Origin of the sequence: Brevibacterium sp. 91QC2O2, from assembly GCF_024580695.1 — a bacterium.
Classification (GTDB): Bacteria; Actinomycetota; Actinomycetes; order Actinomycetales; family Brevibacteriaceae; genus Brevibacterium; species Brevibacterium moorei.
The window spans coordinates 57,071-82,293 of record NZ_JANIJY010000008.1 but is presented as its reverse complement, the minus strand read 5'-3'; the positions used below and the strand labels follow the sequence as shown (position 1 = coordinate 82,293).

At 67.9% G+C, this 25,223-nt stretch carries 25 protein-coding genes and 1 riboswitch; of the genes, 14 read left to right on the top strand and 11 right to left on the bottom strand.

All coding sequences use genetic code 11. The annotated features are described in order from the left end of the window. Positions 1-154 precede the first annotated feature (154 nt). From NQ036_RS08155 to NQ036_RS08145, 3 genes are read right to left on the bottom strand one after another with little or no spacing between them, the layout of a single operon-like run. Positions 155-1,276, bottom strand: coding sequence for a bifunctional 2-methylcitrate synthase/citrate synthase (locus NQ036_RS08155; RefSeq protein ID WP_257058247.1), 1,122 nt, complete (start codon positions 1,274-1,276; stop codon positions 155-157). Continuing rightward, positions 1,273-2,178, bottom strand: coding sequence for a methylisocitrate lyase (gene prpB / locus NQ036_RS08150; protein WP_257058245.1), 906 nt, complete (start codon positions 2,176-2,178; stop codon positions 1,273-1,275). Before prpB ends, NQ036_RS08155 begins: the two co-directional genes overlap by 4 nt. Then, on the bottom strand, positions 2,178-3,677 hold the full coding sequence (locus NQ036_RS08145; protein WP_257058243.1) for an MmgE/PrpD family protein: 1,500 nt from the start codon (positions 3,675-3,677) through the stop codon (positions 2,178-2,180). The genes prpB and NQ036_RS08145 overlap by 1 nt, the downstream gene beginning before the upstream one ends. Positions 3,678-3,964: 287 nt before the next feature. On the opposite strand from NQ036_RS08145, the gene nadC reads away from it, so the two are divergent. The 8 genes from nadC to NQ036_RS08105 all read left to right on the top strand — a co-directional run bounded on the left by nadC (position 3,965) and on the right by NQ036_RS08105 (position 11,031). Next, positions 3,965-4,942 (top strand): carboxylating nicotinate-nucleotide diphosphorylase, encoded by a 978-nt coding sequence (gene nadC, locus NQ036_RS08140; RefSeq protein WP_257058241.1) that lies wholly within the window; start codon positions 3,965-3,967, stop codon positions 4,940-4,942. A gap of 21 nt (positions 4,943-4,963) precedes the next feature. Then, positions 4,964-5,070: riboswitch (TPP riboswitch) on the top strand. 25 nt (positions 5,071-5,095) lie between these two features. Further along, positions 5,096-5,710 (top strand): ECF transporter S component, encoded by a 615-nt coding sequence (locus NQ036_RS08135; protein WP_257048220.1) that lies wholly within the window; start codon positions 5,096-5,098, stop codon positions 5,708-5,710. A gap of 4 nt (positions 5,711-5,714) precedes the next feature. Continuing rightward, positions 5,715-8,096 carry an ECF transporter S component gene (locus tag NQ036_RS08130; protein ID WP_257058239.1) on the top strand — a complete coding sequence of 794 codons (2,382 nt, stop codon included), beginning with the start codon at positions 5,715-5,717 and terminating at the stop codon, positions 8,094-8,096. After that, positions 8,093-8,908, top strand: coding sequence for an energy-coupling factor transporter transmembrane protein EcfT (locus NQ036_RS08125; RefSeq protein WP_257048218.1), 816 nt, complete (start codon positions 8,093-8,095; stop codon positions 8,906-8,908). The genes NQ036_RS08130 and NQ036_RS08125 overlap by 4 nt, the downstream gene beginning before the upstream one ends. A gap of 138 nt (positions 8,909-9,046) precedes the next feature. Next, positions 9,047-9,586, top strand: a complete 540-nt coding sequence (locus tag NQ036_RS08120; RefSeq protein WP_257048217.1) for an NUDIX hydrolase family protein — start codon at positions 9,047-9,049, stop codon at positions 9,584-9,586. Positions 9,587-9,627: 41 nt separating this feature from the next. Beyond that, positions 9,628-10,173 carry a hypothetical protein gene (locus NQ036_RS08115; protein ID WP_257048216.1) on the top strand — a complete coding sequence of 182 codons (546 nt, stop codon included), beginning with the start codon at positions 9,628-9,630 and terminating at the stop codon, positions 10,171-10,173. A 34-nt stretch (positions 10,174-10,207) separates the two neighbouring features. Further along, the gene (locus NQ036_RS08110; protein WP_257048215.1) at positions 10,208-10,714 is read left to right on the top strand and encodes a GNAT family N-acetyltransferase; all 507 of its coding nucleotides are present in this window, start codon (positions 10,208-10,210) and stop codon (positions 10,712-10,714) included. 92 nt (positions 10,715-10,806) lie between these two features. Beyond that, positions 10,807-11,031 carry a hypothetical protein gene (locus tag NQ036_RS08105; protein ID WP_257048214.1) on the top strand — a complete coding sequence of 75 codons (225 nt, stop codon included), beginning with the start codon at positions 10,807-10,809 and terminating at the stop codon, positions 11,029-11,031. 33 nt (positions 11,032-11,064) lie between these two features. On the opposite strand, the gene NQ036_RS08100 is transcribed toward NQ036_RS08105, so the two are convergent. From NQ036_RS08100 to NQ036_RS08090, 3 genes are all read right to left on the bottom strand, one after another. Next, positions 11,065-11,388, bottom strand: coding sequence for a HepT-like ribonuclease domain-containing protein (locus tag NQ036_RS08100; RefSeq protein WP_257048213.1), 324 nt, complete (start codon positions 11,386-11,388; stop codon positions 11,065-11,067). Further along, positions 11,385-11,705 carry a nucleotidyltransferase family protein gene (locus tag NQ036_RS08095; RefSeq protein WP_257048212.1) on the bottom strand — a complete coding sequence of 107 codons (321 nt, stop codon included), beginning with the start codon at positions 11,703-11,705 and terminating at the stop codon, positions 11,385-11,387. The genes NQ036_RS08100 and NQ036_RS08095 overlap by 4 nt, the downstream gene beginning before the upstream one ends. Positions 11,706-11,871: 166 nt before the next feature. After that, on the bottom strand, positions 11,872-12,192 hold the full coding sequence (locus tag NQ036_RS08090) for a putative quinol monooxygenase (RefSeq protein WP_257048211.1): 321 nt from the start codon (positions 12,190-12,192) through the stop codon (positions 11,872-11,874). Between the two features lie 149 nt (positions 12,193-12,341). Between NQ036_RS08090 and NQ036_RS08085 the strand changes: the two genes are divergently transcribed. The 3 genes from NQ036_RS08085 to NQ036_RS08075 all read left to right on the top strand — a co-directional run bounded on the left by NQ036_RS08085 (position 12,342) and on the right by NQ036_RS08075 (position 15,521). Next, a complete protein-coding gene (locus NQ036_RS08085; RefSeq protein ID WP_257058237.1) occupies positions 12,342-13,175 on the top strand; it encodes an IclR family transcriptional regulator in 834 nt (277 codons plus the stop codon). Positions 13,176-13,362: 187 nt separating this feature from the next. Beyond that, positions 13,363-13,950 carry a gluconate 2-dehydrogenase subunit 3 family protein gene (locus NQ036_RS08080; RefSeq protein WP_257048209.1) on the top strand — a complete coding sequence of 196 codons (588 nt, stop codon included), beginning with the start codon at positions 13,363-13,365 and terminating at the stop codon, positions 13,948-13,950. A gap of 5 nt (positions 13,951-13,955) precedes the next feature. Next, the gene (locus NQ036_RS08075; RefSeq protein WP_257058211.1) at positions 13,956-15,521 is read left to right on the top strand and encodes a GMC family oxidoreductase; all 1,566 of its coding nucleotides are present in this window, start codon (positions 13,956-13,958) and stop codon (positions 15,519-15,521) included. A gap of 9 nt (positions 15,522-15,530) precedes the next feature. Here the strand turns inward: NQ036_RS08075 and NQ036_RS08070 are convergent, their stop codons facing one another. After that, positions 15,531-16,229: a bifunctional 2-polyprenyl-6-hydroxyphenol methylase/3-demethylubiquinol 3-O-methyltransferase UbiG gene (locus NQ036_RS08070; protein WP_257058210.1), complete on the bottom strand. Its 699-nt coding sequence runs from the start codon at positions 16,227-16,229 to the stop codon at positions 15,531-15,533. A 167-nt stretch (positions 16,230-16,396) separates the two neighbouring features. Here NQ036_RS08070 and radA point away from each other — a divergent pair, with 167 nt between their 5' ends. Then, complete coding sequence (radA, locus tag NQ036_RS08065) at positions 16,397-17,758, top strand: DNA repair protein RadA (RefSeq protein ID WP_257048206.1); 1,362 nt, start codon at positions 16,397-16,399, stop codon at positions 17,756-17,758. 50 nt (positions 17,759-17,808) lie between these two features. On the opposite strand, the gene NQ036_RS08060 is transcribed toward radA, so the two are convergent. Then, the gene (locus tag NQ036_RS08060) at positions 17,809-18,540 is read right to left on the bottom strand and encodes a hypothetical protein (protein WP_257058209.1); all 732 of its coding nucleotides are present in this window, start codon (positions 18,538-18,540) and stop codon (positions 17,809-17,811) included. Positions 18,541-18,579: 39 nt separating this feature from the next. Between NQ036_RS08060 and NQ036_RS08055 the strand changes: the two genes are divergently transcribed. Both NQ036_RS08055 and ilvD read left to right on the top strand, forming a co-directional pair. Then, a complete protein-coding gene (locus tag NQ036_RS08055) occupies positions 18,580-19,599 on the top strand; it encodes an A/G-specific adenine glycosylase (RefSeq protein WP_257048204.1) in 1,020 nt (339 codons plus the stop codon). A 38-nt stretch (positions 19,600-19,637) separates the two neighbouring features. Beyond that, positions 19,638-21,497, top strand: coding sequence for a dihydroxy-acid dehydratase (gene ilvD / locus NQ036_RS08050; protein WP_257048203.1), 1,860 nt, complete (start codon positions 19,638-19,640; stop codon positions 21,495-21,497). A gap of 152 nt (positions 21,498-21,649) precedes the next feature. On the opposite strand, the gene NQ036_RS08045 is transcribed toward ilvD, so the two are convergent. The 3 genes from NQ036_RS08045 to NQ036_RS08035 form a co-directional block, all read right to left on the bottom strand. Then, on the bottom strand, positions 21,650-21,985 hold the full coding sequence (locus NQ036_RS08045; protein ID WP_257048202.1) for a transcriptional regulator: 336 nt from the start codon (positions 21,983-21,985) through the stop codon (positions 21,650-21,652). Further along, positions 21,985-22,539: a hypothetical protein gene (locus NQ036_RS08040; protein WP_257048201.1), complete on the bottom strand. Its 555-nt coding sequence runs from the start codon at positions 22,537-22,539 to the stop codon at positions 21,985-21,987. The genes NQ036_RS08045 and NQ036_RS08040 overlap by 1 nt, the downstream gene beginning before the upstream one ends. Positions 22,540-22,621: 82 nt before the next feature. Continuing rightward, positions 22,622-25,219, bottom strand: coding sequence for an excinuclease ABC subunit UvrA (locus NQ036_RS08035; protein WP_257058208.1), 2,598 nt, complete (start codon positions 25,217-25,219; stop codon positions 22,622-22,624). Positions 25,220-25,223: the final 4 nt, after the last annotated feature.

Here is a 25,223-nt window from a genome sequence, read left to right as displayed (position 1 = left end):
ATCTCCTGTCTGGTCGGATGCGTGATCGGGCCGAGGCCGGGCCCAGGTCCGGGCGGGCCTGCGCCCGCCGCGCCGGTGAACCGGGGTGAATGGCCCCGGCCCCGCCGGCACCCGCAACAGCGGGTGCCGGCGGGGCCGGTCGGTGCAGGTGGACTCAGCCGCGGTCGGCCGGGACATCCCGCTGGGGCACGCCGTTGTAGGCGGCCAGCGGACGGATCAGGGCGTTGGACGCCTGCTGTTCCATGATGTGCGCGGTCCAGCCGGTGATGCGGCTCATGACGAAGATCGGGGTGAACTGATCCGTGTCGAAGCCCATCAGGTGGTACGCGGGGCCCGAGGGGTAGTCCAGGTTCGGGTAGATCCCCTTACGGCCCACGAAGTCCTCTTCGAAGGTGTTGTAGAGGTCCAGCAGATCCTTGGCGTCCTTGACGGCGACCATTTCCTCGAAGGCCTTGCGCATGGTGGGAACGCGCGAATCGCCGTTCTTGTACACGCGGTGGCCGAAGCCCATGATCTTTTCCTTGTTGGCCAGCGCCTTGTCGATCCAGGCCGAGGCCTTGTCGGCCGTGCCGACCTCTTCGAGCATCGCCATAACGGCCTCGTTCGCGCCACCGTGCAGCGGGCCCTTCAGGGCGCCGACGGCACCGGCGACCGCGGAGTACATATCCGAGGTCGTCGAGGTGATGACGCGGGCGGTGAACGTCGAAGCGTTGAAGGAGTGCTCCGCGTACAGGATCATCGAGATGTCGAAGCACTTGACGACCTCGTCGGCCGGAACCTCGTCGAAGACCATCTTGAAGAAGTTCGCGGCGTAGCCCAGGTCCTCGGTGGGTGCCACCGGGTCCAGGCCGTGACGGCGGCGGTGGTCGATCGCGACGATCGTGGGCAGCTGTGCGTAGAGGCGTTCGGCCTTGGCGCGGTTGGCGTCCTCACCGTCGTATTCCGCTTCCGGATCCCAGGCGCCCAGCCAGGACACCGCCGTCTGCACGACGTGCATCGGGTGGCAGTCCTTGGGCAGCTGCAGGATCAGGTCGACCAGCTCGGGTGCGATGGCGCGCTGTGCGCGTTCACGGGCCGTGAAGTCCGCCAGCTGGGCCGCGGTCGGCAGCTCGCCGTTCCAGATCAGGTAGGCGACCTCTTCGAACGTGCAGTTCGCCGCCAGGTCCTGTACCGCGTAGCCGCGGTAGGTCAGGGAGTTGGTTTCCTGGACGACCTTGGAGACCGCCGTGTAATCGACGGTGACGCCGGCCAGGCCCTTCTTGATGTCCTCGCTCACTTGTGTCCCTCCTGAGAGAAGTTGAAGACGTGGGAGTCGAATTCGTTATATGCCGCGTAATCGATGGTGTCGTACAGATCCGCGCGGGTCTGCATACCGTCGACCACGTTGATCTGAGTGCCCTCGGACCGGATGGTCTGCAGGCCGCGCTTGATCGCGCCCATCGCGATGCGCAGCGTGGTCACCGGGTAGATGACCAGCTTGACGCCGGCATTCGCCAGCTGTTCGGTGGTGTACAGATCGCTCTTGCCGAACTCGGTCATATTGGCCAGGATCGGCACGTCCAGGGCGTTCGCCATCTTCTCGAACTCGCCCAGGTCGCGCATGGCCTCGGGGAAGATCAGGTCCGCACCGGCGGCCGCATAGGCCTTGGCACGGTCGATCGCGGCGTCCAGGCCCTCACCGGCGCGGGCGTCGGTCCGGGCGGAGATGACGAAGTTGTCGTCACGGCGGCCGCGCACGGCAGCGGAAATCCGCTTGACCATTTCGGCGGTCGACACGACCTCCTTGCCGTCGAGGTGGCCGCAGCGCTTCGGGTTGACCTGGTCCTCCAGGTGCATCCCGGAGATCCCGGCGTCCTCGAACTCCTGCACGGTACGGGCGACGTTCATCGCCTCGCCCCAGCCGGTGTCGGCGTCGATGAAGGTCGGCAGGTTCGTCACCCGCGCGATGTTGCGCCCGTGGTCGGCGACCTCGGTCAGGGTGGTCAGTCCGATATCGGGCAGGCCCTGCGAGGCGGAGAATGCGCCACCGGAGATGTAGACGCCCTCGAAGCCGGTCTGTTCGATCAGTTGTGCGTTGATCGGGTTGATGGCACCGGGGAACTGGACGATCTTATCGCCGGCCAGCAGGGCGCGGAAGTCCGCGCGGCGTTCGGCGGCGGTCCTGGTTGCTCCCAACATCAGAAGATCCCCTTCGAGCCGGAGTGCTTCAGACCTTCCACTGCGAAGGACAGGCCGCGGATGCCGTCCGCATCGAGTTCGCGCAGGTTCTGAGCCAGGTCCAGGAAGCGGTTCTGCTCGGACTCGCTGACGATACCCTCGGCCAGGGTACAGAACTTCTGGATGTAGTTCTCACGCCCGAAGGGCCGGGCGCCCAGCGGGTGGGCGTCGGCCACCGCCAGTTCGTCGACCAGCTTCGAGCCGTCCTCGAACTCGATCTCCACGCGACCGCCGAAGGCCATCTCGTTGGGATCGGTCGAGTGGTAACGACGCGTCCACTCGGGGTCTTCCTCGGTGGAGATCTTGTGCCACAGTTCCACGGTGTCCGGCCGGGCGGCGCGTTCGGGAGCGTAGGAGCGCTCGTGGTGCCAGCCCTGATCCTGCATGGCCACGGCGAAGATGTACATGATCGAGTGGTCCAGCGTTTCGCGGCTGGCCTTGGGATCCATCTTCTGCGGGTCGTTGGCGCCCGTGCCGATGACGTTGTGCGTGTGGTGCGAGGTGTGGATCGTGATGTGCTTGATCTTGGACAGGTCCTCGATCTCACCGCCGAGCTTGCGGGCCAGGTCGATCAGGGCCTGTGCCTGGTATTCCGCGGAGTGCTCCTTCGTGTAGGAGTCCAGAATCGCGCGCTTGGCCTCGCCGGCACCGGGCAGGCCCACGGTGTAGTGGGCGTCGGGGCCGTCCAGGATCCAGGCGATGACGCCGTCTTCGCCTTCGTAGATCGGGTTGGGCGAGGTCTCCCCGCGCATCGCGCGGTCCACGGCCTCGACTGCCATCTTGCCCGCGAACGCCGGCGCGTGCGCCTTCCAGGAGGAGATCAGGCCCTTGCGGGACTGACGGGTCGCGGTGGTCACGTGCAGGGCCTGGCCGATCGCCTCGTAGGTGACGTTCGGATCCAGGTGCAGCATGGCGCCCAGGCCGGCGGCGACCGACGGGCCCAGGTGGGCGACGTGGTCGATCTTGTGTTCGTGCAGGCAGATGCCCTTGGCCAGGTCGATCTGGATCTCGTAGCCGGTGGCGATGCCGTTGATCAGGTCAGCGCCGGAGACGCTGCCCAGGTGCTGGGCGACGGCGATCATCGGGGGGATGTTGTCGCCGGGGTGCGAGTACTCCTTGGCCAGGAAGGTGTCGTGGAAGTCGAGTTCGCGCACGGCCACGCCATTTGCGAAGGCGGCCCATTCGGGGGAGATGTGGTCGCTCAGCGGCTGGCCGAAGACGGTCGCACCCGGTTCGAGCTTGTGGGGCAGGGCCTGTTCGCGGGCGTGGGTGGGCGCCTTGCGATTGACGGAGGCGGCTGCGACGGAGGCGTTGTCGATGACACGGTTGATCACCATGTCCGCGACTTCCGATTCGATCGCGACCGGGTCGGCTGCGACCTGGGCGATCTTGTAGGCCAGCTGGTCCTTGCGCTCCAGGTTCTCAGCGCTCTTGTATACCCGGACTTCGTGGTTGATCATGGAGGATGCTCCTATTGTCGACTTTGACCTGATGCCGCGTCCACACCCCAGCCTAACGGTGTGCGCGCCTGGCCGGTAGCCCTGCGGCGCTTGTATGGGGATGCGGGCGACGTGTATCTGCCACCACAAATATATCTTGACATCAAGGTATTTCCCAAACCGTGGGTCCGCCGTTGGTCCGCCCGTGGGTCCAACCACGGGTCCGAACGGCGGACAGGCCGTTCGCTCGAACCGGGGCTCGACCGGACTCCGTCGGCACCGCGTCGAGGCCGCGTAGAGTGGGCCGCGTGAGTATCGAGATCGCCCCCGTGCCCCAGACCGTCATCGACGCCGTGATCGCCCGTGCCCTGGACGAGGACGCCCCCACCGGCGACCTCTCAGCGCAGACCTTCGTCCCCGCCTCCCTGACCACCACGGCCAGGGTCGTCGCCCGCGAACCCGGCGTGATGGCCGGCGGTGCCGTATTCGCCACCGCCATGGAACAGGCGGCCTACCGCACCCAGGCGCCCGGCGCGCCGGCCGGAATCGTCCCGCTGGCAGCGGGCGCCGCCGGCACCGTGTCCGTCCGACAGCTGGTCGCCGAGGGCGCCCCGTTCTCCACCGGAGACGCACTCATCGAGGTCTCCGGCCCCGCCCACGCGGTGCTGCTGGGCGAGCGCACCGGTTTGAACCTGCTGCAGCGCCTGTGCGCGATCGCCGCGCTGACCGCGCGCTATGTGGCCGCTGCGAACGCAGGCCGGGCGCAGTCCGACCCGGAGCACGGCACCACGGCACGTCCGGTGCGCGTGGTCGACACCCGCAAGACCACCCCGGGCCTGCGCACCCTGGAGAAGTACGCGGTGCGCGCAGGCGGCGGGCACAATCATCGCGCCGGCCTGTCCGATGCGGTGATGCTCAAGGACAACCACCTGGCCCTCCTGGGCGAGGGCGAGGCGCTGACCGCCGCCCTGCGCGCCGGCAAGGAGAAGCTGGGCCACACCACGCACCTGGAGGTCGAGGTGGATCGTTTCGAGCAGATCGAACCCGTGCTGGCCGCCGGTGTGGACACCATCATGCTGGACAACTTCGGCCCGGCCGAACTGGCCCGCGGCGTGGCCCAGGTGGCCGGGCGCGCCCTGGTCGAGGCCTCGGGCGGGGTGAACCTGGAGACGATCGGGGCGATCGCCGCCAGCGGGGTCGACATCGTCTCCGTCGGCGCGCTGACGCATTCGGTGGTCAACCTGGACCTGGGCCTGGACACCGTCGAGGACGTGCTCACCGTCTGAGCCGACCGCGTTATAGTGGAGGGACAACGACAGGGGAGCGCCACAAGGGGCGCTGAGAGTGCAGTGAACTGCAGACCCTCGAACCTGCTGCGGTTAGGACCGCCGAAGGAAGTCGAGTTCTCTTTCCCCTCCTGATCATCACAGGAGGCGAGCATGACCGATCATGCTGTCCACAATTCCGTGTCCACCCGCAGCACCTTCCGCTGGCGAGTCGTCGACATCGTCACCGCATCCGTGCTCGGCGTGGTGTGCGGACTGATCTTCTGGCTGTGGGCCGCGGCCTGGAGCTTCGTCGAACCGCTGTTCGCATTCTTCCCGCCGGCCTCCGGCCTGCTCAGCGCCGGCTGGGTGCTGGCCGGACCACTTGCCGGACTCATCATCCGCAAACCGGGCGCGGCCCTCTATGCTGAGGTATTGGCCGCCATCGTCGAGGCCACGCTGGGCTCCCACTTCGGCTTCGGCGCGATCATCTCCGGGCTCTGTCAGGGGCTGGGCGCCGAACTCGCGTTCACGGTCCTGGCCTACCGCCGCTTCGGCTTCGGCACCGCGCTGTTCTCCGGCGCGCTGGCCGGCCTGGCCCTGGGCCTGAACGAGAACCTGCTGTACAACACCGAATGGCTGCCCGCGTGGAAGTTGACGTATCTGGGCACGACCGCGGTATCCGGACTGGTGATCGCGGGTGTGCTCATGTGGGCGGCCGTGAGGGCACTGGCACGTACCGGCGCGCTGTCCGCATTCGCAGCGGGCAGGGCGAAACAGGAGGTTTGAGACTGTGAGCGTTGAAGCGACGACCCGGGGCGGCACACCACCGCGCGCCGTGGGGAACCGGCTGAGCTGGCGGGTCGTCGACATCGTCACGGCATCCGTGCTGGCGGTGGTCTGCGGCGTCATCTACTGGATCTGGTCGGCCGGCTGGACCTTCATCACCCCGGCCTTCGCGGCCTTCCCGCCCGGCGACGGGATCCTCTCGGGCACCTGGGTGCTGGCCGGGCCCCTGGCCGGGCTCATCATCCGCAAGCCGGGTGCTGCCCTCTACGCCGAGGTCCTGGCCGCCGTGACCGAGGCCGTGCTGGGCTCCCACTTCGGGTTCTCCATCCTGCTGACCTCCCCCATTCAGGGACTGGCCGCGGAGCTGGCCTTCGCCGTCTTCGCCTACCGCCGCTTCGGCTTCCCGGTCGTGCTGTTCTCCGGATTGCTTACGGGTACGGCGCAGGGCTGCATCGACAATATCGTTCTCTACGCCGAATGGCTGCCCGTGTGGAAGACGTCCAGGATCGCGTTCTGCGCGGTCTCCGGGCTGCTCATGGCCGGCCTGTTCGTGTGGTGGATCGTGCGCGTCCTGGCCCGCGCCGGAGCACTGACCGCATTCGCCGCCGGGCGCGGTGCCGACGAAGCGCCGGGCTCCCGCGGTTCCGCAGCCGAGGCCACTGCCGGTTCCGACCGAACGCGCGCCACCGCGGCCGGCGCCCCGACCGGTACCTCGACCGGCGGCTCCCCCGCACCGGGCGCCTCGGCCGACGGGCGATCCGACGTAACCGACCGGAGACCGGATGACCCCGCCGTCGTCCCCGCCGAGGTCGTGGCCAGGGACTTCTCCTACCGGCACGCCGGCCGCAAACGCGCGGCCTTCTCCCACCTGTCCCTGACGATCCCGGCCGGCCAGAAGGTATTGCTGGCGGGGGCCTCGGGCGCGGGGAAGTCGACCTTCCTGCACGCCCTGGCCGGGGTCCTGCCGGCCGAATCCGGCTACGCCACCGGAGAACTGCTGGTCGCCGGCGCCGCGCCCGATCCGACTCGCGGGACCTGCGGCCTGGTGCTCCAGGACCCCGATTCGCAGGCGGTCATGTCGAAGATCGGCCACGACGTCACCTTCGGGCTGGAGAATCTGCGGGTGCCCGCCGAACAGATCCCGGCCAGGGTCGCCCACGCGCTGGACCTGGTGGGCCTGGACTATCCGCTGGACCATCCGACCACGGCCCTGTCCGGCGGGCAGAAGCAGCGCCTGGCAATCGCCGGGATCGTCGCGATGCGCCCTGGCCTGCTGATCCTCGACGAGCCGACCGCCAACCTCGACCCCGAGGCCGCCGTGGCCATCCGCGATGTCATCGTCGACGCCGCCACCGCGACCGGCGCCACCGTGGTGCTGGTCGAACACCGCCTGCCGCTGTGGGCCGAACACGTGGACCGGATCGTGGTGCTCGGCGCCTCGGCCGACGACGCCGAGGGCACCCGGATCATCGCCGACGGATCGCCCAAGGCGGTGCTCGGCGATGAACTGCTGCGCCCGCACCTGCGCGCGGCGGGCCTGTGGCTACCCGGCGAGGCTGTCGAGGTCCCCGACGACATCCCCGACGGCTCCCTTGGCACCACCGACACCGGGCAGATCGCCGCGGTGGGCGCTGCCGGCCGGGACGCCTCCGGTAGGGACGCCGCAAGCGGTGTGGCCCCCGCACAACCCCTGCTGTCCACCCATGCCCTGCAGGTGGGCCGCGAGTCCCGCGCCGTGGCACGGGTGCCGGGACTCGAGCTGCACCCCGGCACGGTGCTGGCGGTGCGCGGTCCCAACGGCGCCGGCAAGACCACCACCGCACTGACCCTGGCGGGCCTGCTTCCTCCGGTGGCGGGCGATGTCGTGGCCGGTGAGGGCCTGGTGCGCCTGCCCGGTGCCGCGCGGGTTCCGAAGTCCACCCATCCGGGCGAGTGGAGTTCCAAGGAGCTGGTCGAACGGATCGGCATGGTCTTCCAGGAACCCGAACATCAGTTCATGCGGCCCAGCGTGCGCGCCGAACTGGAATACGGCCCGCAGCGGGCGGGCTGGGCCGAAGCCGATGTCGCCGCGCGCACCGCGCAGTTGCTCGACGCGCTGCGCCTGACACCCCTGGCCCAGGCCCACCCCAACACCCTGTCAGGCGGTGAGAAGCGCCGGCTCAGCGTGGCCGCGATGATCGCCGCGCGCCCGCCCGTGCTCATCGTCGACGAGCCGACCTTCGGCCAGGACGCCCTGACCTGGGGCGCGCTGGTGGAGCTGTTCGAGGAGCTGATCGCCGGCGGCACCGCGATCGTCGCCGTCACCCATGATGCGGACTTCGCCACTGCGATCGGCGCGCGCACCGTGCACGTCGACCAGGTGGGGAACGCTGGGAGGCGGGCATGACCTCGGCCCCGGAAACCGACACGGTGCGCACGAGCGCTGCGGACTTCGCGCCCGCCGCGGGCTGGGTCATGCGGATCAACCCGGTGGCCAAGATCGCCGTGATGGCGCTGCTGACCCTGGGCGTGATCCTGAGCATCGACGTGGCCTCGGCCTCGACCATGTTCGTGCTGCAACTGATCGCGCTGCCGTTGATCCGGCTGCGCTGGAAACTTCTGTCGCGCCTCTGGTTCCTGCCCCTGACGGCCCTGTTGGCCGGTTGGGGCACCGCGATCCTGGCAGCCAAGACCGGCACGGTGCTGGTGGACCTGGGGCCGCTGACGATCACCAGCTATTCGGCGTCCATGGGCCTGGCGATTTTCCTGCGCGCCATGTGCATGATGCTGCCGTGCGTGGTGCTGGTGCTCACCATTGACTCCACGGAGTTGGCCGATGCGCTGGTCCAGCTGTGGCACCTGCCCGAACGCGTGGTGCTGGCGGCCCTGGCCGCCAGCCGCCTGCTGGGCCTGTTCGCGGCCGAACTCGACACCCTGCGGATGGCCAGGCGGGCGCGGGGCGCGGCCTTCACCGGGCCCCTGGCCAAGGTCGCCGAGTTCTTCCCGCTGGCCTTCGCCCTGCTGGTCCAGGCGCTGCGGCGCTCGGGGAAGCTGGCGATGGCGATGGAGGGCCGTGCCTTCGGTACCGCGCAGCGGACCTGGTCGCGCAAGTCCCGATTGGTGGGCGCTGACTGGCTGTTCATGACAGTGGCCTTCCTGATGGCCGTGCTGTCGATCGCCACGGCCTTCTGGGCGGGCACCTGGAACCCGATCGTGTGAGGCGAGCCGGGGCCTCGGCCCGTGCGCGGTAGCGGCCCGCCGGGTTCGGGCGGAGCCGCCGCTCAGGGCCACCCGGTGCAGCCCGGGGTGCGGCGCCGGGATTGTGACCGGCGTCGCAACGCGTGGCAGGATGAGGGCATGACGCGTACTGCACTGGATTTCGACGACAACTGGTTCGACCCGGAGGAGCTCGTCGAGTTCCGCCGCCGTCTGCCGATCACCTACGTCAACGCGGTCCCCGTCCAGGTCGACGATATGGGCCGGGTCGAGCGCATCGGCCTGCTGCTGCGCACTCTGGCCAGCGGCAAGCTGGGCCGGGAGATCGTGGGCGGGCGGGTGCGCTACCACGAGTCCCTGCGCACGGCGCTGATGCGCCATGCGGAGAAGGACCTGGGTCCGCTGGCCCTGCCCGAGGTCCCCGCCTCGCTGACCCCGTTCCACGTCGCCGAATACTTCCCCACCGAGGGGATCGGGCGCTACCACGATCCACGCCAGCACGCGGTCGCGCTGTGCTACATCCTGCCGGTGCGCGGGGAATGCGCCCCGCAACAGGACACCCTGAGCCTGGACTGGCTGACTCCGGCCGAGGCCCTGCGCGATGACATCGTCACGGATATGGCAGGCGGCCAGGAGCACATCGTGCGCGCCGCCCTGGCCCACCTGGGCGTGCTGCCCTGAGGATCGGCGTGAGGCAGGGCTGCTGAGAGAGGAGGGCCGCGATGGGCGATGTCCGCATGCAGATCACCCGGCCCGGCATTTCCCTGGCCGAGGCCACCGCACTGGCCCCGCAGGTCCGCGAGTGGCTGCGCTCCGAGGGATTCGCCGACGGGAGCCGGCGATTCGGCGACTGGATGTACGAAGGCAGCTTGGGCGACTACATCGGTCCCTGGATTCTGGGCACTCACGAGGGTCGACTCATCCACGATGTGCCCGTGTGCGTGATCGTGGGCTGGAAGCACTACCTGGCCGAGGCCGGCTATCCGGCCGTCGTCACCGCCTGTACCGCGTGCGGGGCCGCATCGCCGGGCGAGGCGGAGATGGAGCGGGTCTACCGGGACTGGTGGGCTGACCCAGCCGTTTCCCCACGAGTGATCTGTCGGGAATGCGGCCACGGCGAGGCCCTGACCGACCGTGATCTGGAGGACGTCGAGGTCATCGCGCCCCTGGCGATCACCCTGGGCTCCGCAGTAGCTGCAGACCAGATAGTCGATGACATCGCGGAGCGCTTCGGCGGCCACTGGTTCCTCAGCGCCTACCGGCTGTAACCTCCGCGATATATGGCCCGGGTTACCATCGCATATGCCCGAACTCGCCCTCCGCCCCATGACCACCGCCGACTGGCCCGCCGTGCGCTCGATCTACGCCGCCGGCATCGCGACCGGCAACGCCACATTCCAACCGGAACCACCGAGCTGGGAGGACTTCGACGCCGGACACCTGTGCGCTCATCGACTGGTGGCGGTCGAGGAGGCAGACGGAGTGCTCGGCTGGTGTGCCGTATCGCCCACGTCCTCGCGAGCCGTCTATTCCGGGGTCGTGGAGCACTCGGTCTACGTCTCCCCAAGCGCCCAGGGCCGCGGAGTGGGCCGGGAACTTCTGCACGCCCTGCTGGAAACCACCTCGGCCGCGGGTATCTGGACCGTGCAGGGCTCGGTCTTCCCGGAGAACACGGCCAGCCTGGCCCTGCACCGGTCCATGGGCTTCCGCGCGGTGGGCCGCCGCGAGCGCATCGCGCGCATGGACTACGGCCCCTATGCCGGACAGTGGCGCGACACCATCCTCATCGAGCACCGCGTTCGCGCCTAGGCCACCCGGGCACAGGTTCCGCAGCGGCCCTCAGCATGTTCACAGTTTCAGCCCGCGGGAACTCCCAGGCAATCTCTTCCTAGGCTGGTCCCATGCCCAGACTACGCATCGAGATCCCGGCGACCGACCGCGTCGAAGCCAAACGGATCGCAGCCGACTACCAACGGGGAAGACCCCACCGAGGTCTTGAGGAAGAGGTGGAGCAATCCGCCTGGGATCGGGGTCGAACTCCCCTAAGCCGTCCCACCTTCATCGGTCTGACGAATGGGGATCAGCCCCTCTACAAATTCGACATCGAGGTCGAGTCCGTGGTGTGAGCTGACACCGGGCCAGACGCACATTGGATACCATCAATCACGCAAAGCGATGATGAGTAGCGGCAAATGCAATTCGACGACGTCGCGGACAACATCCACGTCGACTCCGAAATACTGGTGGACCAGGATGTTGCGGAACCCGCGAATCTCCGGCCAGGCGATCTCCGGATGTGCATCCGTAATCTCCTGCGGCAGGTGGTTGGCCGCCTCACCGATGATCTGCAGATTCCGCTCTATGGCATCCTCAGCCATGTTGACCAGATCCGGAGAACCACTGTCCAATGCGGCAACATACCGCTGACACCGTTCAACGGCCCCGATGATGTCGGTGATCCGTTCGCCTGGTCCACGGCTCACAGCGGCACTGCGTCCGCGAGCGCCGTCGCGGAGACCGGCCGTTTGAGTAATTGCACGGGAAAGATGTCGATATCGTCTCGGCCGAACAGCAGGCGAGTCTCCTCCATGAGCCCGGATGCTCGCATGAGCAGGTTCCCATCTGCGGGATCCATTTCCACCAGGATGTCGATATCGCTGCCTGAATGCGCGGTGCCGCGGGCCACGGAGCCGAAGAGCAGAGGATTCCTCGCAGAGTACTTCACCAGAAGCGCCTGGAATTCACCGCGGCGCTCTTCTATGAGGCGCCGCAGCGAACAAGTCTCAGGTGTCACGGACATGTCTAAAGAATAACCGCCGCCCGACCGCTTGGACAGAGGGCGGCAGCAGACGCCTCGGGCCCGGGGAATCCGCGATGTGCGGGGTGCCCCGGGCCCGGGATTCGCGCGGCAGCGCTCAGTTATGCAGCAGCGCTCAGCAGTACTGCGCTCAGTCGATCTGCAGTGCTCAGTCGATCTGCAGTTCGCCCATCGGCTCCCAGCCGGTGCCGTCGACCTGGCGGGACACGATCTGCGGCGTGTGCTTCAGGTGCGGGCGCATGGATTCCAGCCCGGCGGCGAAGTGATCGCTGCTGACGTGGGGACCGGCGCCCTCGTCGGTGAAGCACTCGACCAGGTAGTACACGTTCGGCTCTTCGATGCTGCGCGACCATTCGAAGAAGTTGTTGCCGTCCTCCGCGCGGGTGGAATCGGTGAACTCCTTGACGATCTGCGGCCAGGCCTCCACGCTTTCGGGCTTGACATCGTATTTGACGACGATGAAGTACATTCGTCCTCCTAGGTATTCGTGCTGCGGTGTTCTGCGGGCGGCATGCCGCCCGCACACCCATCTTCCCCACTATCCGATCACATCGGCGCCCGCCCTGTCACGCCCCGGTTCTCACCGCGCGATAATCCGTCGTGTGCCAGAATCGGGGCATGAGCACAACAGTCGATGAAGACCTCCTGCTTGCCTCCGATCCCGCGTCTGCGCCTGCTCCGACTGCGTCCCCGAGCCCCGAGCCCTGCGGCACCGTGCACCGTGCGATCGCGATCCTCGAAGCGGTGGCCGAGCACGGATCCTCGACGGCCAAGTCGATCTCCGAGCACACCGGCATCCCCGTGCCGACCGTGTACCGGCTGGCCAAGGAGCTGTGCGCCGAGGACTATCTGGTCCACCTGCGCCAGGAGAAGCGCTTCGCCCTTGGCTACCGACTGCACCGCCTGGCCGGGCGCCTGCACGCGGATCTGGGGGTCCGGCCCGCCGTGCGCAGGGAGATCGACCGGCTGCACGCGGCGACCAAGATGGCCGCCTATCTGGCGATCCACCGCGGCAGCGAGTTCGTGGTCGCCTATGTCGCGGACTCCCCCGCCTGTCCGCGCATCAAGCCGATGAAGTTCGGTTTCCGGGAGAACCCGCATGCCACGGCCTTCGGCAAGCTCGGCCTGTCGGATGCGGATTCCGCGGACCGGATTCGGATCCTGGGCCCCTGCCCCCTGCCGAACCTCACCCCCAAGACGCTCACCACCACCACTGCCCTGGACGAGGAACTGGAGCGGGTCGCGACCTCGGGGATCGCCTGGGAGTACGAGGAGTTCTCGCCGGGGACCACGTGTGCCGCCGTCCCGCTGCGCGACGCCGCGGGCACGCTGATCGGCTCGGTGGCCGTTTCCGCGCCCAGCCCGCGCTACCGGGGCCAGCGCACCCACGTGGAGCACCTGTTGCGGGCCGCAGCCGAACGCACCGGCCGGATCTACCGCCTGGGCGCCTGAGCCGGGGCCGAGGTCCCCGCCCGGTGCCGCGGTGCGCTGCCTCGCGCGCAGCGGGTCCGGACTCACAGCGGCCCGGGGCCGCGGCCTCGGCGGAATGAATCTCACCACGCGATAATGGCGGGTTCCGCGGGCCGCCCGAGCCGTCTAGCCTGGCTGCACAGGTCAACGACGACTCAAGGAGGCAGGCATGTCCGAGTACGGACCACTTCCGTCCAAATATCCCCAGCTCAACCAGATGGAGTTCACTCCGCAGGCCAAGGAGACGCTGGTGCACATCATCCGCACCGCGTTCCCGCACAAGAACTTCCCCGACGGCCCCTACCAGCGGATGGCCGAGAGGATCATCGAAATGGCCGATGAGTCCCGCTGGTTCCGGCTCAAACTGATCCAGGGCGTGCAGACCCTCGATTCACTGGCCGGCGGGTCCTTCACCTCACTGGCCCCCGATGGCGCCACCGCCGTGCTCAAGCAGGTCGAGCGCACCGAGTTCTTCGGCTTCATCCGCCGTTCCACCGTCCTGGAGATGTACGAGGACGAAGAGGTGTGGCAGGCCCTGGGCTATGAGGGCCCCAGCTTCGATCAGGGCGGCTACATCAACCGCGGCTTCAACGACCTGGACTGGTTGGACGAACCGCGCGTCGAGGAATCGGCCGAGGTCATGCCCGATCTGCGCAACGCCGGGCCGGTGGCCGGCAGCGTCACTGAATCGGATGCGGCGGAGGCCAACAACGCCGGTGGCACGACGGGCTCCGGCGCTAAGACAGAGGGGAAGTGACTCCGATGGCGAACATCGATCAGAACGAAGAGGCCATCGTCATCATCGGCTCGGGTGCCGGCGGAGGCACCCTGGCCTATGAGCTGACGGCCAAGGGCCTGCCGGTGGTGGTGCTCGAGGCCGGGCCCTATCTGCGCAATGAGGACTACCTGAACCTCGAGTGGGAGGCATTCAACCAGATGGCCTGGCTGGACCCGCGCACCACCTCGGGCAGCTGGCGTGTCGCCCAAGACTTCCCGAACCTGCCCGCCTGGATCGTCAAGGCCGTGGGCGGGACCACCACCCACTGGTCGGGCGCAACACCGCGGTTCAAGGCCCACGAGTTCAAGACCCGCAGCGTCTACGGACACCTCGACGGGGCCAATCTGCTCGACTGGCCGATCAGCCTGGCCGACCTGGAGCCCTATTACGACCGGGCGGAGAAGGCGATGGGCTCAACCCACCGGCACGGCCGTCCACCGTTGCCGGCGAACAACAACTACAAGGTGCTGGCAGGGGGCGCCGAACAGCTCGGCTACAAGCACTATGCGACCGGCCCCTACGCCACGAACGCCGAACCCTATGATGGACGGCCCGCCTCGATCCAGGACGGCTTCAACTTCCAGGGCGATAAGAACAAGTCCAAGTGGTCGACGATGGTCAGGGAGATCCCCCGCGCCCAGGAGACCGGACTGCTGGACCTGCGTCCGGAATCCCAGGCCATCCAGATCACCCACGACTCCTCCGGCCGCGCCGATGCCGTGGTCTATCTGGACTCCGAGGGCAATATGCACAGGCAGGCCGCCAAGCTCGTGTGTCTGGCGGGCAACTCGATCGAGACCCCGCGCCTGCTGCTGATGAGCGCCACTGCGCAGTTCCCCAACGGCCTGGCGAACTCCTCGGGCCAGGTGGGCCGGAACTACATGCGGCACCTGACGGGATCCGTCTATGCCCAGTTCGACAAGCCGGTGAGCATGTACCGGGGCGAGACGATGGCGGGCCTGATCGCCGACGAGTCCGTCCACGATCCCTCGCGCGGATTCGCAGGCGGCTTCTACATGGAGACGATCTCCCTGGGACCGGCGTTCCTGGCGTCCTTCGTGGAGCCGGGTCTGTGGGGCAAGGCCTTCACCGACATCATCGACGCCTACAAGAACACCGCGGGTATGTGGATCGTGGGCGAGGACATGCCGCAGGAGTCCAATGCCGTGACCCTCAACGGATCGGTCCAGGACGCCTTCGGACTACCCGTGCCCAATGTCCACTTCGACGATCACACGAATGATCTGGCGATGCGCGAATACGGTTATCAGCACGCTCAGGCGCTGTATTCCGCCGTGGGGGCGAAGAGTTCGCACCGGACCCCGCCATATCCTTCGACCCACAATCTGGGCACTGCCCGGATGAGTGAGCGGCCCGAGGACGGGGTGGTCGACAAGTGGGGCAGGGCCCACGATGTGCCGAATCTGTTCATCTCCGACGGATCCGTGTTCACCACCTCGGCGGCGGCGAATCCGACGCTGACGATCGTTGCCCTGGCGATCCGGCAGGCCGAATACATCGCCGACCAGCTGAAGTCCGCGGGTATCTGAGCCGGGGCCCTACAGCAGCGAGTAGCGCCCGCCCGCATCGATTCCGACGGGGCGGGCGCCTTCGTCGTCCTCGTCCGGGCCCCGGGCTGCGTCCCCGCCGGCCCGGCCCGGGCGGGCGATGCAGACCAGGAAGTCCGAGTCCGGGCCGAAGGGGTCCAGCTGCCAGGTGGAGAAGCGCTGTTGGATGCCCAGGCCGGCGGCGGACAGGTCGGCGAAGAAGTCCTCGAACTCGTAGCCGCGGCCGGCACCGAAGCCCACCACCAGTTTGCCGTCGTCGGCCAGGCGCAACGCCAGCGAGGCGATCGCCGAGGCCCGGCGCGCGGGGTCCAGGAAGGCCATCACATTGCCGGCGGAGAACACCACGTCGAAGCGGCGGTCCAGCGGACCGCCCGGCTCGACCTCGAGCTTCTCCAGATCGCCCACCAGCCATTCGCCTGCGGGGTAGTCGTCCTGTGCGGCGGCCACCAGCACGGGATCCAGGTCGACGCCCACCACGGAATGCCCGGCCGCCAGCAGACTGCGGCTGGCACGGCCGGTGCCGCAACCGGCGTCCAGGATGGTCGAGCCGCGCTGGGAGATCGCATCGATCAACCGGCCCTCGCCGTCGATGTCGTGACCGGTGCGCTCCAGTTCCTTCCACCGATCGGCGTAGCTCTGCGAGTGCTCCGGGTTGTTCGCGACGATGGCGCGCCAGCGGTTCTTACTCATGGCGCCCAGTTTACTTCCTGCCCGCCCCTTCTCTCTTAAGTTCCACTACTTGACGAATTGGTGAATGGGAGCGTTCCCGCACAGTGTTTTCAACATTTCGTTAAGTAGTGGAACTCTGGGGAGGCGGGGTGGGGAGGCGTGTCAGCGGCTCGTGCGATGCTGGGGGCATGGCTAAATCGTCTTCGGTCTATCAGTGCACGGACTGCGGCTACCAGTCCCCCAAATGGCTGGGCCGCTGCCCGCAGTGCCACCAGTGGGGCACGCTGGAGGAGGGGAACTCCACCTCTGCCGCGGTGCGCACGAAGGTGGCCAAACCCGTCCCCGGCAGGCAGGCGCAACGAATCAGCGACATCGATCCGCAGACCGCCACCGCCTGGCCCACCGGAGTGGGCGAACTCGACCGGGTGCTCGGCGGCGGCTTCGTGCCAGGGGCCGTGGTGCTGCTGGCCGGGGAACCTGGCGTGGGCAAGTCCACCCTGCTGCTGGACGTGGCGGCCAGGGCGGCGCGGGCGAAGTCCAAGGTTCTATACGTCACCGGCGAGGAATCGGCAGGGCAGGTGCGGCTACGGGCCGGGCGGATCAATGCGCTGGAGGACAATCTGCTGTTGGCCGCGGAAACGGACTTGGGCACCGTGCTGGGCATGGTGGAGTCCGAAGCCCCCGATCTGCTGGTGGTGGACTCCGTGCAGACCCTCGCATCAGCAGAGGTCGAAGGCGTGCCCGGCGGTGTGACCCAGGTACGGGAAGTGGCGGCGGCCGTCATCCGCACCGCCAAGACACATGCCATTCCCACGGTGCTGGTCGGCCACATCACCAAGGACGGCAACGTCGCCGGCCCCCGCCTGTTGGAGCACCTGGTGGACGTGGTCTGTTCCTTCGAAGGCGACCGACATTCCCGGCTGCGCCTGCTGCGCGCTTTGAAGAACCGCTTCGGCCCCACGGACGAGGTGGGCTGTTTCGATATGACCGAGGGCGGCATCGAAAGCCTGGAGGATCCCTCCGGCCTGTTCCTCAGCCGTTCGGGCAAGGCCGCACCCGGCACCTGCCTGGCCGTCACCCAGGAGGGCCGCCGCCCCCTGGTGGTCGAGGTCCAGGCCCTGGTGGCCGAGGCCGCAGGCGGTTCCCCGCGCCGTACCGTTTCCGGGGTGGACGGTTCCAGGGTGGCGATGAACCTGGCCGTGCTCTCGAAGACCCTGGAGAACTCGACCAAACAGGACGTGTTCGTCTCCACTGTGGGTGGGGCAAAGGTCACGGAACCGGCCACAGACCTGGCGGTGTGCCTGGCCCTGGCTTCGGCGATGGCGAACCGGCCGGTCTACAGCAGGCTGGTGGCCATTGGTGAAATCAGCCTGTCCGGGGAGATCCGCCGGGTCCCCGATGTGGGCCGCAGGCTCTCGGAGGCGGCTCGCCTGGGCATCACCAATGCGGTGGTGGCCAGGGGCAGTCTGGAGAATGTAAAGGCGCCCGCGGGAATGCGCATCAGGGAATGCGAGGATCTGGGGGAGGCCCTGCAAGTGGTGATGCCATAGGGCCGGCCGCCCTGGCCCAGGACTCCCCCGTGCCCAGGATTCCGCCGTGCCTAGGACTCTTTGGCCTTCTCGGTGGACTTCGACGCTTCGACCTTGAAACCGGCCGGCGCGGTCGACTTGTCGCCCAGTTTCACAACCAACTGGTAGTCGCCGGCGGGAACCTCGTCGGCGACCCGATTGCACTTGTCATCAACCGATTCCATATGCCACTCCAGCTTGGCGTCCTTAGACGCACCGGCCGCGAAGGTCGCGGTCTGGTCGTCGACGGTGCCCGTCTGGCAGAAGCGCGAACTCCACACTGTCTTATCGCCCTGCTTGATCTGGAAGTCCTGCTGCTTGACGCCCACGGCGATATTGCAGGATTCCCCGCTGGCGTTCTTCACCGTCAGGGCCATCTTCACCATGCCATCGGGCTTATACGACTTCTTGTCCGTCTTAGCCGACATCTGCACCGCGCCCTCATCGCACATGCCGCTGGCCTCGTCGCCGACGGGAACCGGAGCAGTGGGCGTCGGCGTGGACGCCTCCGTCTCCTGAGCCGCCGCGGCCTGCTGGGCCGGATCGTCCTGCGCGGAGGCCTTGCCCTTCTTCAGGCCGCCGACCAGCAGGCTGATGCCCACGATGAACAGGACGACCACCAGCAGGGTGAGCACGACCAGGGCGATCCTGCGCCTGCGGTAGACTGCCGCGGGCAGTCGCCTGTGCCCCGTGAGATGTGACTGACCTTGTGCAGGGCGCGTACCGGGCCGCGCACCCCCTGGACCATTCGTGGAAGGAGACATATCCCCTTCAGCCTATCCGGCTTAGGGGGTGAGCAGACGATGACACGCTCCACCAACACCCAACTCGGCACCGAACTTCCCCATGTCCCCTCTCCTGTCCTGAAACGTGCACACGGGGCGATCACCTCGTGGTTCGCCGCGCACGCCCGCGACCTGCCATGGCGACGCCCCGGCACCACCGCATGGGGTGTGCTGGTGTCCGAGGTGATGAGCCAGCAGACTCCCATGTCGCGGGTGGCGCCCCGCTGGGAGGCATGGATGGCCCGTTGGCCCGAACCAGCCGACCTGGCCGCGGCCCCCACCGCCGAGGTGCTCAAGATGTGGGACACCCTGGGCTACCCCCGCCGGGCCCTGCGCCTACAGGAGTGCGCCGCCGCCGTCGCGGCCCTGCCCGGGTCCGAGGTACCCGGTGACGTCGACGAACTCCTGGCCCTGCCCGGCATCGGCACCTACACGGCTGCGGCGGTCACTTCCTTCGCCTATGGGCGGCGGGTCGCAGTGCTCGACGTCAACATCCGCAGGGTGCTGGCCAGGGCCTTCCGCGCCCTCGAGCACCCCAAGGCGGCCCTGTCGAAGCGGGAGCAGGCCTGGGCCCTGGAGCTGGTGCCACGCGGGGAAGACGTGCCAGGGCCGCCGGCCCATGTCGCGTGGAACGCGGGACTGATGGAGCTCGGCGCGCTGGTGTGCACCTCGCACAATCCGGACTGTGCTGCCTGCCCGCTGGCCGCCGACTGCACCTGGCTGCGCGCGGGGAGGCCCGCGGCGCCTGCGGCGCACAAGCCCAAGACACAGGCCTGGGCCGGCACTGACCGGCAACTGCGCGGGGCGATCATGGCCGTGCTGCGCCAGGCCGGGCCGGCGCCGGTCCCCGTCGATCTGTTCACCGCTCCGGTGCTCCGCTTCGATCCCACCGCCATGGAGTCCTTCGACGCCGCCGTGCAGAAGGCGATCATGCGGGTGCGGGAACTGGGAAATGAGGAACGAACCTCGGGCCTAATTGCCGATCTGGTCTCCGACGGCCTCGCCCGGGTCTCAGAAAGTGGGATCACACTGCCCTGATACTGGGACAATCGCGATATGAGTGAGACAATCGGGGCATGACAATACTTCGATCCAGAACAGTCACGCACGGTCGCAATATGGCCGGTGCAAGGGCGCTGCTGCGCGCCGCAGGGGTCGATTCGAAGGACTTCGGCAAACCGATCATCGCGGTTGCCAACAGCTTCACCGAATTCGTCCCGGGCCACACCCACCTGCAGCCGGTGGGGCGCATCGTCAGCGACGCCATCAAGGAAGCCGGCGGCATTCCGCGCGAATTCAACACCATCGCCGTCGACGATGGCATCGCGATGGGCCACAACGGCATGCTCTACTCGCTGCCCAGCCGTGAGCTCATCGCCGACGCCGTCGAATACATGGTGGAGGCGCACCGCGCTGACGCCATCGTGTGCATCTCGAACTGCGACAAGATCACCCCGGGCATGTTCATGGCCGCCATGCGCCTGAACATCCCCGTCGTCTTCGTCTCCGGTGGGCCGATGGAGGCCGGCCGGACCACGTTGACCGACGGGTCGATCAAGACGCTGGACCTGATCGACGCGATCAGCGAGGCGGCCAACGACGATGTCTCCGATGAGGATATGAACCTCATCGAGCAGAACGCCTGCCCCACCTGCGGATCCTGCTCGGGCATGTTCACCGCCAACTCGATGAACTGCCTGACCGAGGCCATCGGCCTGTCACTGCCCGGCAACGGCTCGACCCTGGCCACGCACACCGCCCGCCGCGCCCTGTATGAAAAGGCCGGCCAGACGGTCGTGGATCTGTGCCACCGGTACTACGACGAGGGCGACGAATCCGTGCTGCCGCGCAATATCGCCACGCAGAACGCCTTCGACAACGCCATGGCCCTGGACATCGCGATGGGCGGATCGACCAACACGATCCTGCACCTGCTGGCCGCGGCCCAGGAAGGCGGCGTCGACTACGACCTCGAGGACATCGACGAGCGTTCGCGCAACGTCCCGTGCCTGGCCAAGGTCGCACCGAACACCATCAACGGCAAGACCTTCTACGTCGAGGACGTCCACCGGGCAGGCGGCATCCCCGCACTGCTGGGCGAGCTCAACCGCGCGGGCCTGTTGCACCAGGACGTCCACTCGGTCCACTCCCCCAGCCTGAACCAGTGGCTGGACGACTGGGATGTGCGCGGTGGCAAGGCCACCGACGAGGCCTGGCAGCTGTGGCATGCCGCCCCCGGCGGCGTGCGGTCCTCCAAGGCCTTCAGCCAGTCCAATGAGTGGACAGAACTGGATCTGGACGACCAGAACGGCTGCATCCGCGCCTTCCCGCATGCCTACACCAAGGATGGCGGGCTGGGCGTGCTGCGCGGCAACCTGGCTCCCAACGGCGCTGTGGTCAAGACCGCGGGCGTGGACGAATCCATCTGGCACTTCGAGGGCCCGGCCGTGGTCTGCGAATCCCAGGAGGAGGCGGTCCAGAAGATCCTGGACAAGACCGTCAAGGAGGGCGACGTCGTCGTCATCCGCTACGAGGGCCCCAAGGGCGGCCCGGGTATGCAGGAGATGCTGCACCCGACCTCGTTCCTCAAGGGACGCAAGCTGGGCAAGAAGTGCGCACTGATCACCGACGGCCGTTTCTCCGGCGGCACCTCGGGCCTGTCGATCGGCCATATGTCGCCCGAGGCCGCGGCCGGTGGCGATATCGCGCTGATCGAGGACGGGGACCAGATCCTCATCGACATCCCTTCGCGCAAGCTGGAGCTGATGGTCGATGACGCAGAGCTGGACCGCCGTCGCGAGGAGCTCAAGGCCAATGGCGGTTTCAAGCCGAAGAACCGCGACCGCCAGGTCAGCCGGGCACTGAAGGCCTATGCACTGTTGGCGACCTCGGCCGACAAGGGCGCAGTGCGCAATACGGAGCTGCTGGACGCCTGACCGCTTGGTCGGCGCTGCAATAGTCGCCGATGAGCGCAGGAACGGCCTCGGGCCACGTGGATCACCCGTTATTTCGGGTGGCCCATGTGGCCCGAGGCCGTTTTCGCGCCTTCCGCTCGGTCCGGTCCGAACTGCCCGGCTGCGGTCCCATATCAGCCGGTGCCGGCGATGGTCCGCAGGACGTCCAGATGGGCCCGCCAGCGCTTAAGGCCCTCCGGGCTCAGGGACACCGTGGTGCGCGGCCGCTTGCCCACGAACCCCTTGGACACCCGCACAAACCCATCCTTCTCCAGTTCCGAGATCTGCTTGGACAGTGCGGAATCGCTGATGTGCAGATCGTCCTTGAGGTCCGCGAAGGAACTGCGTTCCACCGCGGCCAGCGCCGCCACCAGGGAGAATCGCACGGGATTGGCCAGAGCGGGTTCCAGGGCGAAACGCGGGTGGGTCCGCTGCGGTCCCTCAGCCTCCCCCTGATTCCGCACGGGCATCAGGCGCCTCCTCGGGATGCGGTTCCACGGGTTCCGTCTATGCGGGGCCGACGCGAGTATCCGGCCTCCGTGGCCACCGCGATGACCAGCAGCGGCAGAAACAGCGGTGCGATCCACAGGAGTGCGGCCTGCGGAACCACCACGAGCCCCAGGATCCACAGCACTGCCCAGCATCCGATGTAGATCGACCAGCGCAGGCCCATCCCGCGGCGCCAGCGCTCCCGGAACAGGAACAGGATCACGATGGCGACTGCGATCCAGGCGAGGAGGAAGATGAGCAGCGTGGTTTCCAGCGACAGCGAGCCCGGCTGCGACACCTCGGAGATGTCGAAGTAGCGGGCCAGCAGGTACAGGGATGCGGCTGCGCACATGATTCCCAGGGAGATCAGCGCTGCGGGGACCGGGGTGGGCGTGTTCCGTTCGGCATCCCCCACCCGGTCCAGCAGTTCTCCGGCCTGCTGTGCGGACAGGGCCCGATCATCTGCGGCTCCCGAGTTCGCGGCCTCCGGGCGGCCACGCCCCACTCCGGCATTTGATTCTGGTTCGCGTTGCATGGCTGGGCTCCTTTGCCTCGTTGCGTGTCTGCGATCTAATGCTTTCCATTAGAGCATTCACTTTCCAACCTGGCAACTACTTTCATGCGGAGAGGTACTTCGCGGTCACGCTCTCCCCGGCAGCATCCGTGGACTTCGCACCGGCGGCCAGCTGCTCCGGGGTACCGGTGGCCACGATCCGGCCGCCGTCGGCACCACCGCCTGGCCCCATATCGATCAGGTGGTCGGCATTGGCGATGACGTCCAGATCGTGCTCGATCACCACGACGGTGGCCCCGCCGTCGATCAACCGCTGCAGCACCCGCAGCAGGGTCTGCACGTCCAAGGGGTGCAGGCCGATCGAGGGTTCGTCGAAGACGAACAGCGCATCGGACTGGTCCCGGCCCACCTCGCCGGCCAGCTTCAGCCTTTGTGCCTCGCCGCCGGACAGAGCGGTGGTCGCCTCGCCCAGGGTCAGATAGCCCAGGCCAAGTTCGACCAGGGTCTCCAACACCCTGGCGGCCTTCTTCAACCCCGGGGTACCGCACAGCGCGGCGGCGGCCTCGCGCACGCTCAGGCCCAGGACCTGCGGCAGGGTGAGCGTCGCGCCGGGCTCGGCGCTGGCACCTCCATCTCCGGCTGCTAACTCCAGGCGCACCCCGTCGGCCCGCGCGCCGTAGCGGGAGCCATGGCACACGGCGCACTCCATGTCGATGTCCGGCAGGAACTGCACGTCCAGGCTCGTCTGCCCGGTGCCGTCGCACTCGCTACAGCGCAACTCGCCGGTGTTGTAGGAGAAGGCCCCCGCTTTCAACCCGGCCGCTTTGGCAGCCGGGGTCTTCGCATAGGCGCGCCGCAGCTCGTCCATCACCCCGGAATATGTCGCCACCGTCGAGCGCACGTTCACCCCGATCGGGCTGGCGTCGACCACATTGACCCGTTTGATGCCCGCGGGGTCGATGTGCGTGACGTGCTCCGGCAAATCACCACCGGCCGCCCGCAGGGCCGGAACCAGGGATTCGAGCACCAGGGTGGTCTTGCCAGAACCGGACACCCCGGTCACCGCGGTCAGCCTGCCGATCGGCACCTCCACATCCAGGGCGTGCACGGTGTGCAGCGGTGCGGTGCCCAGGCTCAGGCTCCCGTGGGCGAACACCTCCCCAGTGGGCACGTACGCGCGCACCCGCTCCGGCGCCTCGGCCCTGATGAATGGTGCGATCCGGGACCGCTCCTCGCACAGCATCTGATCCAACGGACCCTGGGCTACGACCCGGCCGCCCTCGGAGCCGGAGCCGGGGCCGATCTCCAGCAGCCAGTCCGCCTCGCGCAGCACCTGCACATCGTGGTCGACGACGATCACGGAGTTCCCGTCGGCCAGCAGCCGGCGGATCACCTCGAGCAGGCCTCGAATGTTCGATGGGTGCATGCCGATCGAGGGCTCGTCGAGCACATAGAGCACCCCGGTGGTCTCATTGCGCACGGCCCGCGCCAGTTCCGCGCGCTGCCGCTCGCCGGTGGACAGGGTGGACTGGGCGCGGTCGAGGCCCAGGTAGCCCAGCCCCAGGTCCATGAGCATTCCGGCGGTGTCGAGGAACTGTCCGCCGATCCCGGCTGCCATGGCGCGCAGTCCGGGCAGCTCTTCGGCCGCGGGCCGTGGCGCGGTGGACGCGGTGTCTGCGTCACTACCCCCGAACAGCCGCTGGGGCAGGTCCCGGATCCAGGCGGCCGTGCGGGCCAGCGGCCAGGCGCTGACCTGGGCCAGGTCGTACCCGTCGACGTCAATGGCGCGGACCCGCTCGTTGAGCCGGGTGCTGTGGCAGTCGGGGCAGGTCTGGACGGAGAGGAAGCGGTTGATGCGGTTCAGGCCCTTATCGGTCTTGGCCTTGTGCAGGGCTTCGACGACGGTGTCGTGGGCATTGTGGTAGACGGCGTTGAACTGGAAGACCTTGCCGCTCTTCGACGGCACGGTCACCTCCCTGGACACGGCCTCGCCGGCGAACACCAGGTCCCGTTCCCGATCACTCAGCCGGGAGAAGGGCACGTCGGTGCGCACGCCCAGGGCCTGGGCGACCTGCCCCATGACGCGCAGCCCGAACAGCTGCCAGGGAAGCACTGCACCGGCCTCGATCGACAGGGACTCATCGGGGACCAGAGTCGTGTCGTCGACCAGGCGCACGGTCCCGGTACCCGAGCACCCGGGGCAGGCGCCGGCGGAGTTGAAGGCCAGGGCCTCGGCGCCCAGGCCGAAGAAGCGCGCGTCGCACACCGGGCAGACGATCTCGTGTTCGCGGGCCACGTTCGAAGTCGGTGCCACATGGTGGCCGTTCGGGCAGGTTTGGGAGCCGATGCGGGAGAACAGCAGGCGCAGCGCGTTGAGCAGTTCGGTGGAGGTGCCGAAGGTCGAGCGGATGCCGGCCTGGCCGGGGCGCTGGCGCAGGGCCAGGGCCGCCGGCACGTGTCTGACACTGTCAACGGCCGGGCGCGAGGCCTGGGTCAGGCGGCGGCGCGTATAGGTTGACAACGCCTCGAGATAGCGCCGCGAGCCCTCGGCATAGACCACGCCCACGGCCAAGGAGGACTTGCCGGACCCGGAGACCCCGGCCACCGCCACCAGCTTCCCCAGGGGGATGTCGACGTCGATGTCGGCCAGGTTGTGGACCCGGGCCCCACGGACCTCGATGACCTGCGGTTGTTCTGACATGCGG

What these genes read in the sequence shown, in the direction of transcription:
- NQ036_RS08095 (WP_257048212.1), bottom strand. Translation starts at nt 11,705, where the DNA reads ATGTCCGTGACACCTGAGACTTGTTCGCTGCGGCGCCTCATAGAAGAG.
- NQ036_RS08110 (WP_257048215.1), top strand. Translation starts at nt 10,208, where the DNA reads ATGCCCGAACTCGCCCTCCGCCCCATGACCACCGCCGACTGGCCCGCC.
- NQ036_RS08115 (WP_257048216.1), top strand. Translation starts at nt 9,628, where the DNA reads ATGGGCGATGTCCGCATGCAGATCACCCGGCCCGGCATTTCCCTGGCC.
- NQ036_RS08135 (WP_257048220.1), top strand. Translation starts at nt 5,096, where the DNA reads ATGACCGATCATGCTGTCCACAATTCCGTGTCCACCCGCAGCACCTTC.
- NQ036_RS08055 (WP_257048204.1), top strand. Translation starts at nt 18,580, where the DNA reads ATGACACGCTCCACCAACACCCAACTCGGCACCGAACTTCCCCATGTC.
- NQ036_RS08090 (WP_257048211.1), bottom strand. Translation starts at nt 12,192, where the DNA reads ATGTACTTCATCGTCGTCAAATACGATGTCAAGCCCGAAAGCGTGGAG.
- ilvD (WP_257048203.1), top strand. Translation starts at nt 19,638, where the DNA reads ATGACAATACTTCGATCCAGAACAGTCACGCACGGTCGCAATATGGCC.
- NQ036_RS08040 (WP_257048201.1), bottom strand. Translation starts at nt 22,539, where the DNA reads ATGCAACGCGAACCAGAATCAAATGCCGGAGTGGGGCGTGGCCGCCCG.
- NQ036_RS08045 (WP_257048202.1), bottom strand. Translation starts at nt 21,985, where the DNA reads ATGCCCGTGCGGAATCAGGGGGAGGCTGAGGGACCGCAGCGGACCCAC.
- NQ036_RS08120 (WP_257048217.1), top strand. Translation starts at nt 9,047, where the DNA reads ATGACGCGTACTGCACTGGATTTCGACGACAACTGGTTCGACCCGGAG.
- NQ036_RS08105 (WP_257048214.1), top strand. Translation starts at nt 10,807, where the DNA reads ATGCCCAGACTACGCATCGAGATCCCGGCGACCGACCGCGTCGAAGCC.
- radA (WP_257048206.1), top strand. Translation starts at nt 16,397, where the DNA reads ATGGCTAAATCGTCTTCGGTCTATCAGTGCACGGACTGCGGCTACCAG.
- NQ036_RS08035 (WP_257058208.1), bottom strand. Translation starts at nt 25,219, where the DNA reads ATGTCAGAACAACCGCAGGTCATCGAGGTCCGTGGGGCCCGGGTCCAC.
- NQ036_RS08085 (WP_257058237.1), top strand. Translation starts at nt 12,342, where the DNA reads ATGAGCACAACAGTCGATGAAGACCTCCTGCTTGCCTCCGATCCCGCG.
- prpB (WP_257058245.1), bottom strand. Translation starts at nt 2,178, where the DNA reads ATGTTGGGAGCAACCAGGACCGCCGCCGAACGCCGCGCGGACTTCCGC.
- NQ036_RS08125 (WP_257048218.1), top strand. Translation starts at nt 8,093, where the DNA reads ATGACCTCGGCCCCGGAAACCGACACGGTGCGCACGAGCGCTGCGGAC.
- NQ036_RS08060 (WP_257058209.1), bottom strand. Translation starts at nt 18,540, where the DNA reads ATGTCTCCTTCCACGAATGGTCCAGGGGGTGCGCGGCCCGGTACGCGC.
- NQ036_RS08070 (WP_257058210.1), bottom strand. Translation starts at nt 16,229, where the DNA reads ATGAGTAAGAACCGCTGGCGCGCCATCGTCGCGAACAACCCGGAGCAC.
- NQ036_RS08080 (WP_257048209.1), top strand. Translation starts at nt 13,363, where the DNA reads ATGTCCGAGTACGGACCACTTCCGTCCAAATATCCCCAGCTCAACCAG.
- NQ036_RS08145 (WP_257058243.1), bottom strand. Translation starts at nt 3,677, where the DNA reads ATGATCAACCACGAAGTCCGGGTATACAAGAGCGCTGAGAACCTGGAG.
- NQ036_RS08075 (WP_257058211.1), top strand. Translation starts at nt 13,956, where the DNA reads ATGGCGAACATCGATCAGAACGAAGAGGCCATCGTCATCATCGGCTCG.